Genomic DNA, 10,803 nt, shown 5'->3' on the forward strand with positions numbered 1-10,803 from the left:
GGGCACGAACCGCCCACAAGGAGCAATCGACTGTCAGGGACCTACACGATGACAACCAGCAGTACCTATGCCGATACCCCGGCAGCTCCGGTCAACTCGCCTGCGCGGGTGGCCACCGCCAGCTTCATCGGCACCGCCATTGAATTCTACGACTTCTACGTCTATGCCACGGCCGCGGCCCTGGTGATCGGCCCGGTGTTCTTCCCGTCGGGCTCGGGCACCGCGCAGATGCTCGCGGCCTTCATCACCTTCGGCATCGCCTTCCTCGCCCGCCCGCTGGGCTCGGCGCTGTTCGGCCACTTCGGCGACCGCATCGGGCGCAAGTCGACCCTGGTCGCCTCGCTATTGCTGATGGGCGTGTCCACCACACTGATCGGCGTGTTGCCGGGCTATGACAGCATCGGTATCTGGGCACCGGTACTGCTCTGCCTGTTACGCTTCGGCCAAGGCCTGGGGCTGGGCGGCGAATGGGGCGGGGCGGCGCTGCTGGCCACCGAGAACGCGCCCGAAGGCAAGCGGGCCTGGTTCGGCATGTTTCCGCAATTGGGCCCTTCGATCGGCTTCCTGGCCGCCAACGGCCTGTTCCTGAGCCTGGCCCTGGTGCTCAGCGACGAGCAGTTCCGCGAGTGGGGCTGGCGCATTCCGTTCCTGCTCAGCGCCGCACTGGTGGTGGTGGGCCTGTATGTGCGCCTGAAGCTCGAGGAAAGCCCGGTGTTCGCCAAAGCCGTGGCGCGTCATGAGCGGGTGAAACTGCCGGTGGTCGACCTGTTCGCCAAGTACTGGCTGCCGACCCTGCTGGGCGCCCTGGCGATGGTGGTGTGCTATGCGCTGTTCTACATCTCCACGGTGTTTTCCCTGAGCTACGGGGTCTCGACCCTGGGCTACACTCGCCAGAGCTTCCTGGGCATGCTGTGCTTCGCCGTGGTCTTCATGGCCCTGGCCACGCCCTTGTCGGCCTGGTTGAGCGACCGCTACGGGCGCAAGCCGGTGCTGATCGTCGGCGCACTGCTGGCGGTGGCATCGGGGTTCACCATGGAGCCACTGCTGACCTCGGGCTCGACCACGGGCGTGGCACTGTTCCTGGCCATCGAGCTGTTCCTGATGGGCGTGACCTTCGCCCCGATGGGCGCCTTGCTGCCTGAACTGTTCCCGACCCATGTGCGCTACACCGGCGCCTCGGCGGCCTACAACCTGGGCGGCATCGTCGGCGCCTCGGCGGCTCCGTTCTTCGCCCAGAAACTGGTGAGCATGGGTGGGTTGAGCTGGGTGGGCGGCTACGTCTCGGCGGCGGCTGTCATCAGCCTGATCGCCGTGCTGTGCCTGAAAGAGACCCGCAACGCGGAACTTTGAATGGCTGGGGCCGCGTTGCGGCCCTTTCGCGGCACAAGGCCGCTCCTAGAGGAATCGTGGGAGCGGCAGCTATCAGAACTCGACCTTGACCGCCTGCGACGCACGGGTCGCCTTGGCCCGCGCGGCCTCGATCGACGCATCACGCGCCAGGCACACGCCCATGCGGCGCTGGCCGTCGATTTCCGGCTTGCCGAACAGGCGGATCGCGGTATCCGGCTCGCTCAACGCTGCGCCCAGGTTGGCGAACGAGGTCTGCTGCGACTTGCCCTGCGGCAGGATCACGGCCGAGGCCGACGGGCCGAACTGGCGCACCACCGGGATCGGCAGGCCGAGGATCGCGCGGGCATGCAGGGCGAACTGCGACAGATCCTGGGAGATCAGCGTCACCAGGCCCGTGTCGTGCGGGCGCGGCGAGACCTCGCTGAACCATACCTGGTCACCCTTGACGAACAGCTCTACGCCGAACAGGCCACGCCCGCCCAGGGCATCGGTGACCGCCTGGGCGACCCGCTGGGACTCGGCCAGCGCCTTAGGGCTCATGGCCTGGGGCTGCCAGGACTCCTGGTAGTCGCCCTTCTCCTGGCGATGCCCGACCGGTGCCAGGAAGGTGGTGCCGCCCACATGGCGCACGGTCAGCAAGGTGATCTCGTATTCGAAATCGATGAAGCCTTCGATGATCACCCGGCCCTTGCCGGCACGGCCACCTTCCTGGGCATAGTCCCAGGCCTTGTGCAGGTCGGCTTCGCTGCGCAGCAGGCTCTGGCCCTTGCCCGAGGAGCTCATCACCGGCTTGACCACGCACGGGTAGCCCAGGTCGGCGACCGCCTTGGCGTAGTCTTCGAAGGTATCGGCAAAGTGATAGGGCGAGGTCGGCAGGTCCAGCTCCTCGGCCGCCAGGCGCCGGATGCCCTCTCGGTTCATGGTCAGTTGCGTGGCACGGGCGGTGGGCACCACGTTGAAGCCTTCATTCTCCAGCTCCACCAAGGTGGCGGTGGCGATGGCCTCGATTTCCGGCACGATGTAGTGCGGCTTTTCAGCCTCGATCACCGCGCGCAGGGCAGCGCCATCGAGCATGTTGATGACATGGCTGCGATGCGCCACCTGCATGGCCGGTGCATTGGCGTAGCGGTCCACGGCGATCACCTCGACACCCAGGCGCTGCAGCTCGATCACCACTTCCTTGCCCAGCTCGCCGCAGCCACACAGCAGTACACGGGTCGCGGTGGGCGACAATGGGGTTCCGATACGGGTCATTTCAGGTCCTCGAAGGCGTCGGGGCCGCGCCACGCTGGCTGCCGCCCGCTGAAAAAGGACCGGTATTCTACACCTGGCAACGCCCGTTGGGGCTGTTGTGGAAGCGGCCTGGTGTCGCCAAAGAGCGTGCGCGCCTGCCTCAACCCACCACGGCCGTGCGGCGTGCCCGCCAGGCCATGGCCAGCCACACGGCGGTCACGCCGGCGAATTTCGAGGCCAGCGCCGTGCCGATCACCGCTGGGGTCAGGGCACTGATCATGCCGAAGAAAATGAAGGTGTCCACCGGGATGCTCAGCGCCGAACTCAGCCACAGGCGGTCGCGCAGCGGCCGACGGGTAACGCTGAACACCAGCCAGTCGATCAGCTCGGAGATGAAGAACGCGGTGGCGCTGGCCAGCGCGATGGCCGGCTCCGAAGTGACGTAGGACAGCACCAGGGCCGCCAGCATGGCCAACAGCGCGCCATGGCCATAGCGGGTCTGCACCATGTCACGCAGGATAAACACCAGCCCGCCCCAGGCGGACCAGATCACATCCAGGTGCGGCGCACTGGAGAAGGCGTAGTTGATCAGCACTACGCTGCTGATGTAGGCGATGAGATAGAACATGGGATCACGCGTTGGGCAAGCGGCACAGAATACTTGATTTCAAAGTCAACTGCAGCTTTTGACTCGGTAGTGGCCTTTCATGGCCCTATCGCCGGCAAGCCGGCTCCCACGGGGGCGAGCTGGATTACCGCCCGATGACCAACCCAGCCGCCACCGCCCGCTCATGGCACAGCACCAGCACCTGCCGGCGCTCCTGGTTGTCCATGCGCGACCAGCGGGTGATCTCGGCCACCGTACGCTGGCAGCCCACGCAGACATCCTGTTCATCCAGCGCGCAGACATTCACGCACGGCGAGGCGACCGGCCGCTCACGATCAGCCACGTCAGTCATCCTGCGGCACCAGGTCACGGGCATAGCGTTCGGCGTTCTGCACGTAATGGGCGGCGCTGGCTTCGAGCATGCGCTTCTGTGCCTCGGTCAGCTCGCGTACCACCTTGCCCGGTGAACCCATCACCAGCGAGCCGTCGGGAATCTCCTTGCCTTCCGGGATCAATGCGTTGGCGCCGATGATGCAGTGCTTGCCGATACGCGCCCCGTTGAGGATCACCGCATTGATGCCGACCAGGCTGTGGTCGCCCACCGTGCAGCCATGGAGCATGGCGTTGTGGCCGACGGTGACGCCCTTGCCGAGGGTCAGCGGCGAGCCCATGTCGGTATGCATCACCGTGCCATCCTGGACATTGCTGCCTTCGCCGATGTCGATCAGCTCGTTGTCGCCACGCAGCACCGCACCGAACCAGACGCTGGCCCCGGCCTGCAGGCGCACCTTGCCGATCAGCGTGGCATTGGGCGCGGCCCAGCTGGTGGGATGGGTTTCGACCCGCAGGTCGCCCAGGCGGTATTTCATGTCTCGCTCCTCATGGTTCAAGGCCTTGGCGGGATGCCCGATCAGATCGGGATAAAGCGCTCGGGGGGATGGTGCAGGTCGATACCGGCATCGAACAGCACGTTGACCAGCTCGACGATCATGATCGCCGACAGCCCCCAGATCTTGTATTCGCCATAGCGGTAGGCAGGCACATACCAGCTGCGCCCCTGGTAATCGATACGATGGGTATGCTCGCGCGGGTCCTGGCGGAAGAATGCCAGCGGCACGGTGAACACGGCTGCGATCTCTGCGTCGTTGGCCCGGTACTCGACGAAATCCGGCACCACACCGACGAATGGCGTCACCTTCAGGCCATGCAGGGAGATCAGCGGGCTGAGTGGGCCAACCACCTCCACCAGGCCAGGCGGCAGGCCGATTTCCTCCTCGGCTTCACGCAGGGCGGTAAACACCAGGTCAGGATCTTCCGGGTCGCGCCGCCCACCGGGGAAGGCCACTTCGCCGCCGTGGGTGGAAAGGCCCTTGGCCCGCAGGGTCAGCACCAGCTCGGGCTCTTCGCTACGGGTGATGGGCAAGAGAACCGCCGCTTCGGGGAAACGACGGTCCGTTTCCAATGACGCGGGGGTATGGTTGCTCATACGGCGAAGGAGCTCATCCAGCATTACACACTCTCGATTGCAAGGCCTGCCCTGCATGATGCACCAAAGCCGCAACGCACCCAAGCCCCGCCGGATGGCAGCTTGCGGTCACGGTGGCGGGCACGCCAAGATAGCCGTACCTCAAAGGAAGAAAAGCATGAAATTCTGCAGCGCGTGCGGCCAGCCAGTGATACAGCGGATCCCCGAGGGCGACAGCCGCCCCCGCTATGTCTGCGACCATTGCCAGACCATCCATTACCAGAACCCCAATATCGTTGCTGGCGTATTGCCCACCCATGGCACCCAGGTCTTGCTGTGTCGCCGTGCGATCGAGCCGCGCCGTGGGTTCTGGACACTGCCCGCCGGTTTCATGGAAAACGGCGAGACCCTCGAGCAAGCCGCCCGTCGCGAAACCGTGGAGGAAGCCTGCGCCCGGGTCGGGCACATGAGCCTGTACCAGTTGTTCGACCTGCCGCACATCGACCAGGTGCATGTGTTCTTCCGCGCCGAACTGGCCGACCTGGATTTCGCCGTCGGAATCGAGAGCCTGGAAGTGCGCTTGTTCGAGGAACATGAAATTCCATGGGACGAGCTGGCTTTCCGCACCGTGGCACGCACACTAGAATGCTATTATCGCGACCGCATCGGGCAGTCCTACCCGGTAGGCCATGAGTACCTGCCCCCGATGAATGTCTCGTCGTCCATTACCTAGTTTTCAGGGATACGGTTTCATGCGCTGGTTGCTCGCCCTTTTCTGCCTTTGCGTTACGTCGGTGTCCCAGGCTGCGTTCACCGAGACCATCATCCGCAAGCCACAGGACGCCACGCAGTCCTCGGTCACCCGTCAACCGTTGGTCGACAAGGTGCTGGTGCTCAAGTCCGAGCGCCGCCTGCAACTGATCAGCCGTGGCGAACCACTCAAGACCTACCGCATCTCCCTGGGCAAGCAACCCAAGGGCACCAAGGAGCGCGAGGGCGACAACCGCACCCCCGAAGGCCTCTACTGGCTGGACTGGCGCAAGGTCAGCGACCGCTTCAACCTGGCGATGCACATCTCCTACCCCAACATCAGCGATGCCGCCCGCGCCCGCCGTGAAGGCGTCAACCCTGGCGGCATGATCATGATCCACGGTACGCCCATCGACGAGGAATACCCGGAGTGGTACTTCCACACCCTGGACTGGACCGAAGGCTGCATCGCCATGCGCAACGCGGACATGCAGGAAGTCTGGAGCATGGTCAAGGACGGGACCTTGATCGAGATTCGTCCCTGATTCCTACATTTCATCGGTTCTGTCAGAAGCTTCTGCCAGGTGCTGCCGTCCGGGTAGCTGACCTGGGTCACCAGGGTGGTCAAGTGGTGATACTCGTAGGCGATCTTGCGGCCCAGCGGGTCGGTTTCCTCGAGCAGGCGGGCGAACTCGTCGTACTTGAAGGCGAGTTTGTTGCCGTCCGGCAGGCCTAGCCCGACCATGTTGCCGTGTTCGTCCAGCTCGATGACATAGCGCTCGCCACCATAGTCCCGGCTGGCGACCACGCGATGGTCAGCGTTGTACTGCACTTCCAGCTCGCGGCCGAGCACGTCGGTGGCCCAACTGGTGTGGGCGCTCAGGTCGTAGCGGAAATGTTAGTGCTCACCGTCGCTGGTCCAGTGCTCGACCACCCGTGGTTTGCCACCCTGGGTTTCCCAGCGGTAGTGACAGCCTCGGTCAGGGTGCCGTCGGACACGCTACCAATAGGACTGAGACTTACGCCTCAGTCCATAAGTCTGAATTTTAAATATCGATTGGCTTGCAGGCTGGGAACGTGAATACAACCTACGTATGTCTGTGCGAGGCTAATTTGCCTCGCACATTTTGCCTTTTACCGATCAAAGCGCCGACTCATGTGAAGAGATTAAAAGTAAAAAATCACAAATCGATAAATTCATCATTATCTTGATAATAATTTAAGGACTTAACATAGTCATCATACGATGCATCAGGCTTTTGCTCCGCCAACAACGTTACAACATCAACAAATTGCTGCCCCGCATAGAGATAACTCAGCCCTGCTTTTTTTACGGACTCTGGATAGATCTCCTTATCGTCTTTAACGCTTGGATAATCCGCCACAAAATATTGCATCTTTAAATCTAGGTGATCTTGATCCTGACCATAAAGACAAAAGTCATCGTCTTGCTCTGCAAAAACCTTAACATGCTCGATTAGCTCTGAAAGAGCATAAAACTTATCCTTCAATAACATGACATTTCTCCAGTTGATCAACCACAGCAAATTTTTCCGGTTGCGCCGTCAAGCTTGCCTTTTCGCCCTTGAGCGCCACCACCCCATATATCTCTACCGCCTTTACCAGTCGGGTGGTATAAACTATGATTCGACTTATGATCCATACGATCCACTAGAGATAGCCTATTAACATCCTCGTGCTGGTGCCACGTCAAGCCAGGGGGCTGCCACTTTTACCACCTGTCTTAGCCCACTCCTCAAGTTTTGAGGTGCCCGCTGCCGTAGTACAGGTGGTTGACCTTGCGGCCATCTGGCAGGGTCAATGTGGTCAGGTTGCTGAGCGGGTCATATTCATAACTGAGCGTGCCAGCGGGCGTGATTTCTTTCGTCAGCCGGCCCAGCAGATCGTAGGCGTACTCCAGCTTCTCTTCCGTGACCCCAAGCTGCTTGCCGATCCCGGTCGGTTGCCGCTCGATGCTCACTAACCGGTCGCCGTCGTCGTACGCGAAGGTCTGGCTCGCATCGCGGTTGATCTTGGCGACCAACCGGCCAATGCTGTCACGCTCGAACAGCGTGTGCCGTTCCGGGCGTTCGGCATTTTCGCCGTAGCCGATCTCATCCAGTCGGGTGAGATGACCACCCGTACTTCTTCGACCAAGCGGTCCGACGCATCGTAGGCAAAGCTGTAGGTCGCGTTGTTCTCGTTGACCAACGCGGTCAGGCGAATGGCTTTGTCGTACTCGTAGCGAATTCGCTGGCCCTTGGCATCCTGGCGGCTGCTCGGCAAACCCCGGGCCGTGCGCAGCAGGCGGGTGGTCTGGCCCTTGCCGTCGGTGTGGCTGAGCACCTGGCCATAGACGTTGTAGGTGAAGGTTTCCGAGGTGCCGTCCGGGTGGATGATTTTCAGCACCTCACCGTCCGGCTTGCGCTCCAGCGTGGTGGTCTGGTTCAGCGCGTCGGTGACGGCGACCAAGTGCTGGCGCTCGTCGTAGCGGTAGTAGGTGCTCTTGCCCGAGCAGTCCTGGTAACGCTCGACCTGGGCCTGGGTGTTCCACCACAGGTACTTGGATTTGTAGGTCGCGTCGATGATGGTGTGCGGCAGGCCATCGTCGCTGTTCAGGTACTCGGTCATCTGGTCGAGGGCATCGAATTCGGCGAGCAGGTTGCCCTTGTCGTCGTAGCGCGCTCGCCAGGTGCTGCCGTCCGGGTAGCTGACCTGGGTCACCAAGGTGGTCAGGTCGTCTACCGGTAAGTAACGGTAGGTACCGCCGCCGATGATGACGTTGTCCGAGCCACTGGTAATGGTCGCGCCGCAAGTCAGCTTGTCGCCATTGCGTGCGACCAACATGCTGTTGATAGCCTAATCAACTAGTTAATTACTTGCCCCAAGCCCAAGATAACAAACGCGCCATCTTGAATTATTTTTAAAGAGCTCTCGCCTGCTGCCTCAGCAATCGCTGCCGCGGATGCTGCGCGAAGATAGCATCATATGTGCCACTTCTAAACGCATCAACTAGGCCCTATCGAAATCTAATGATATGAGAAAACTCAATTAGGGCTCGCTCATACTTCTGCGCATAAACAGATCTCAACAAAACCTGCCCAGGTTCTTCAAGCAGCTTTTTCAACTCCACCACTGAGACATTAACCGCCAGAGCCTTTTTTATATTAAAAACCTCATCAAGACTTGGCTTAGAGCCAACAGTGACAATATCTCCAACCCCCACATCATCAACATCATCTTCAGACACAATAAAATCCAACAGTTGATCCAAAGACACGAATTGATCACTTGCTTCTAGCGATACACTACCTGCATCTACGAGCCATAATTTACCGGCATCGTTCTTGTCAATGAGAATTATCCGGCCACCCGAGTCATCCCCAATAGCCACCATACCTTTGAAGTTCTTATCCACTTCAAAAGTATCATTGCGCTCTTCGATATCACTAGTCGAATAAATCAGAACCTGATCATTTAGTAGCGCACCGTCACTCTTCCTCCAGAACTCCAAAATCCATGAGCCAGTCACAATCCCCAACCTCTCGGCGACCTCCTCAATTAGTTTATCAGGCGCTGCATCGTGACGTTCAGTATATATACGCATAATTTAGAAAGCCCCTAAAGATTCATAATATTTATACGACTTGCTTGCAGCGCGCCTAGCTACATCTGGGCTAACCCCTGCATCAATCATTTCTCTATATGCAATATTAAACTCGTCGCGTAGCGTTCCGCCAAATCCGGACACTCTGCGTCTTGCTCGCTGCATAGCAGAAATCATGGCATGTGACTCACCCGAACTACTTTTTAGCAAAATAGCCGGAGCGCTATTTCTTTTATATCCTTTTACGTTGAGCTTGGCCCACTCATGCTGGATGAAATGATGAGACTGCACGAAATCATCTGCCGCAATGTTTTTATGACCTACAGCTCTGTTTACTTGGGGCGATAGATTACCGTGCGCATCAACATCGCCAGCTTTATATCCTCCTGGTTTGTTACACGCCCACCCCCATGGATCCACCCAGTTAACTGGATTTGAGGCATAACGATAGAGGTTAAAACCCCCACTTATTCCTATTGGGTCTTGAGTAATAAAACGTCCGCTTTCAGCATCATAATAGCGGAAGGTGTTGTAGTGTAGCCCGGTTTCGTCATCAAGATACTGCCCTTGGAACCGCAGGTTCTGTTCAACCTCATTTATGGCTAGCTGTTCAATCCCCCCCCATGAACGATACGTCGCCTGCCAAACGATCTCACCGTCGCTATCCGTCAGCTCCAGCGGCGTGCCGATCTGATCGGTATGGAAGTAGTAGACCTTCTGCCCTTCCCCTTCGACCTGATCGACACGTGCCAAGGGCGCGTAACTCCCTGGCTCATAGAAATACAGAATGCTCTGCCCCGGCGTCTCCTCACGCAGCATCCTCAAGCCTTGCCACAAGAAGCGCTTCTGCTCGACTACGCCGTTGATTTCAGCCTGCTTGGCTACCCGACGCCCAAGGCTGTCGTACCGGTACTGCCCGGTACTCTCCAGCTTGCCATTGACCGTTGTTTCTGCCCGCACCAATCGGTTTTCGCAGTCATAGACAAAGTGCTGCAGCTTGCTGTGCCCCGAGCGCTTCTCGATCAGGTTGCCCCACGGATCGTAGCGGTACTCTTGGTCCCGCCACTGTTTGATCCGGTTGTCCTTGACCCTGGCGAACTGGCGCGCGTTGAAGTCCAATCGGTTGGCTGCCGGGTCGTAACGAAACTCTTCGCTACCTATCAGCGAGCCGGTATCGCGGCTGCGCAATTGCCCGTTGGCTTCGTATTCGTATTTGACCTCGCCGCGTAGCTTGTCGAGCGTGCGTACCAGTTCACCCGCAGGGTCGTACTGGTAACGGCGGTGGATCGGGTTGTAGGCATGCTCCACCAGCAGCGAAGTATTGATACCGGTGTTGTGCACCTGCGAGAGCTTGTCGGCTGGCAAGGTCGAGGCGAATTGCCAGGCCTTGCGCCCCATGGCGTCATAACCGAAGCAACTGGTGAGCTTGCCCTGGGTCCGATACACCTCGCGGTGCAGGTCATCACGCTCCATGTCGCTGATCACCTGACCGTCCAGGTTCAGCTGGTGCAGGTGCCCGCTGCCGTAGTACAGGTGGTTGACCTTGCGGCCATCTGGCAATGTCAGGGTGGTCAGGTTGCTGAGCGGGTCATATTCATAACTGAGCGTGCCAGCGGGCGTGATTTCTTTCGTCAGCCGGCCCAGCAGATCGTAGGCGTACTCCAGCTTTTCTTCCGTGACCCCAACCTGCTTGCCGATCCCGGTCGGTTGCCGCTCGATGCTCAGTAACCGGTCGCCGTCGTCGTACGCAAAGGCCTGGCTCGCATCGCGGTTGATCTTGGCGACCAACCG

General features: G+C 59.8%; 12 protein-coding genes and 2 pseudogenes. 3 read left to right on the forward strand and 11 right to left on the reverse strand.

Features of this window, described 5'->3' with window-relative positions:
• Positions 1 to 48: 48 nt before the first annotated feature.
• Positions 49 to 1,350: an MFS transporter gene (locus ACNFCI_RS11725; protein ID WP_084856754.1), complete on the forward strand. Its 1,302-nt coding sequence runs from the start codon at positions 49 to 51 to the stop codon at positions 1,348 to 1,350.
• A 72-nt stretch (positions 1,351 to 1,422) separates the two neighbouring features.
• Here ACNFCI_RS11725 and purT read toward each other — a convergent pair whose 3' ends face one another.
• The 5 genes from purT to ACNFCI_RS11750 all read right to left on the reverse strand — a co-directional run bounded on the left by purT (position 1,423) and on the right by ACNFCI_RS11750 (position 4,700).
• The gene (gene purT / locus ACNFCI_RS11730) at positions 1,423 to 2,604 is read right to left on the reverse strand and encodes a formate-dependent phosphoribosylglycinamide formyltransferase (RefSeq protein WP_416767992.1); all 1,182 of its coding nucleotides are present in this window, start codon (positions 2,602 to 2,604) and stop codon (positions 1,423 to 1,425) included.
• Between the two features lie 139 nt (positions 2,605 to 2,743).
• Positions 2,744 to 3,211, reverse strand: a complete 468-nt coding sequence (locus tag ACNFCI_RS11735; protein ID WP_416767993.1) for a preQ0 transporter — start codon at positions 3,209 to 3,211, stop codon at positions 2,744 to 2,746.
• Positions 3,212 to 3,335: 124 nt separating this feature from the next.
• The gene (locus ACNFCI_RS11740; RefSeq protein ID WP_084856749.1) at positions 3,336 to 3,542 is read right to left on the reverse strand and encodes a DUF1289 domain-containing protein; all 207 of its coding nucleotides are present in this window, start codon (positions 3,540 to 3,542) and stop codon (positions 3,336 to 3,338) included.
• Positions 3,535 to 4,059 (reverse strand): gamma carbonic anhydrase family protein, encoded by a 525-nt coding sequence (locus tag ACNFCI_RS11745; RefSeq protein WP_084856748.1) that lies wholly within the window; start codon positions 4,057 to 4,059, stop codon positions 3,535 to 3,537. Before ACNFCI_RS11745 ends, ACNFCI_RS11740 begins: the two co-directional genes overlap by 8 nt.
• Positions 4,060 to 4,100: 41 nt before the next feature.
• A complete protein-coding gene (locus ACNFCI_RS11750; protein ID WP_084856746.1) occupies positions 4,101 to 4,700 on the reverse strand; it encodes a CoA pyrophosphatase in 600 nt (199 codons plus the stop codon).
• A 133-nt stretch (positions 4,701 to 4,833) separates the two neighbouring features.
• On the opposite strand from ACNFCI_RS11750, the gene ACNFCI_RS11755 reads away from it, so the two are divergent.
• Both ACNFCI_RS11755 and ACNFCI_RS11760 read left to right on the forward strand, forming a co-directional pair.
• The gene (locus tag ACNFCI_RS11755) at positions 4,834 to 5,388 is read left to right on the forward strand and encodes an NUDIX hydrolase (protein ID WP_084856744.1); all 555 of its coding nucleotides are present in this window, start codon (positions 4,834 to 4,836) and stop codon (positions 5,386 to 5,388) included.
• 19 nt (positions 5,389 to 5,407) lie between these two features.
• Positions 5,408 to 5,950: a L,D-transpeptidase family protein gene (locus ACNFCI_RS11760; RefSeq protein ID WP_084856743.1), complete on the forward strand. Its 543-nt coding sequence runs from the start codon at positions 5,408 to 5,410 to the stop codon at positions 5,948 to 5,950.
• A 32-nt stretch (positions 5,951 to 5,982) separates the two neighbouring features.
• Here the strand turns inward: ACNFCI_RS11760 and ACNFCI_RS11765 are convergent.
• From ACNFCI_RS11765 to ACNFCI_RS11790, 6 genes and pseudogenes are all read right to left on the reverse strand, one after another.
• Positions 5,983 to 6,381: pseudogene (locus tag ACNFCI_RS11765) on the reverse strand (hypothetical protein); the annotation flags it as partial.
• Between the two features lie 205 nt (positions 6,382 to 6,586).
• Positions 6,587 to 6,922 carry a hypothetical protein gene (locus ACNFCI_RS11770; RefSeq protein WP_416767994.1) on the reverse strand — a complete coding sequence of 112 codons (336 nt, stop codon included), beginning with the start codon at positions 6,920 to 6,922 and terminating at the stop codon, positions 6,587 to 6,589.
• Between the two features lie 17 nt (positions 6,923 to 6,939).
• Positions 6,940 to 7,119, reverse strand: a complete 180-nt coding sequence (locus ACNFCI_RS11775; protein ID WP_416767995.1) for an HNH endonuclease — start codon at positions 7,117 to 7,119, stop codon at positions 6,940 to 6,942.
• A gap of 51 nt (positions 7,120 to 7,170) precedes the next feature.
• Positions 7,171 to 8,036 (reverse strand): annotated as a pseudogene (locus ACNFCI_RS11780) (type IV secretion protein Rhs); the annotation flags it as partial.
• 388 nt (positions 8,037 to 8,424) lie between these two features.
• Positions 8,425 to 9,012, reverse strand: a complete 588-nt coding sequence (locus ACNFCI_RS11785; RefSeq protein WP_416767996.1) for an SMI1/KNR4 family protein — start codon at positions 9,010 to 9,012, stop codon at positions 8,425 to 8,427.
• A 3-nt stretch (positions 9,013 to 9,015) separates the two neighbouring features.
• A partial coding sequence (locus ACNFCI_RS11790; RefSeq protein WP_416767997.1) for an RHS repeat-associated core domain-containing protein occupies positions 9,016 to 10,803 on the reverse strand: 1,788 nt, incomplete at its 5' end.

The sequence above is a fragment of the Pseudomonas sp. NY15356 genome (assembly GCF_048068175.1).
Taxonomy (GTDB): Bacteria; Pseudomonadota; Gammaproteobacteria; order Pseudomonadales; family Pseudomonadaceae; genus Aquipseudomonas; species Aquipseudomonas putida_K.

Bases quoted from the DNA above. Each gene is read 5' to 3' on its own strand.
- ACNFCI_RS11725 (WP_084856754.1), top strand. From the start codon at position 49: ATGACAACCAGCAGTACCTATGCCGATACCCCGGCAGCTCCGGTCAAC.
- purT (WP_416767992.1), bottom strand. From the start codon at position 2,604: ATGACCCGTATCGGAACCCCATTGTCGCCCACCGCGACCCGTGTACTG.
- ACNFCI_RS11735 (WP_416767993.1), bottom strand. From the start codon at position 3,211: ATGTTCTATCTCATCGCCTACATCAGCAGCGTAGTGCTGATCAACTAC.
- ACNFCI_RS11740 (WP_084856749.1), bottom strand. From the start codon at position 3,542: ATGACTGACGTGGCTGATCGTGAGCGGCCGGTCGCCTCGCCGTGCGTG.
- ACNFCI_RS11745 (WP_084856748.1), bottom strand. From the start codon at position 4,059: ATGAAATACCGCCTGGGCGACCTGCGGGTCGAAACCCATCCCACCAGC.
- ACNFCI_RS11750 (WP_084856746.1), bottom strand. From the start codon at position 4,700: ATGCTGGATGAGCTCCTTCGCCGTATGAGCAACCATACCCCCGCGTCA.
- ACNFCI_RS11755 (WP_084856744.1), top strand. From the start codon at position 4,834: ATGAAATTCTGCAGCGCGTGCGGCCAGCCAGTGATACAGCGGATCCCC.
- ACNFCI_RS11760 (WP_084856743.1), top strand. From the start codon at position 5,408: ATGCGCTGGTTGCTCGCCCTTTTCTGCCTTTGCGTTACGTCGGTGTCC.
- ACNFCI_RS11770 (WP_416767994.1), bottom strand. From the start codon at position 6,922: ATGTTATTGAAGGATAAGTTTTATGCTCTTTCAGAGCTAATCGAGCAT.
- ACNFCI_RS11785 (WP_416767996.1), bottom strand. From the start codon at position 9,012: ATGCGTATATATACTGAACGTCACGATGCAGCGCCTGATAAACTAATT.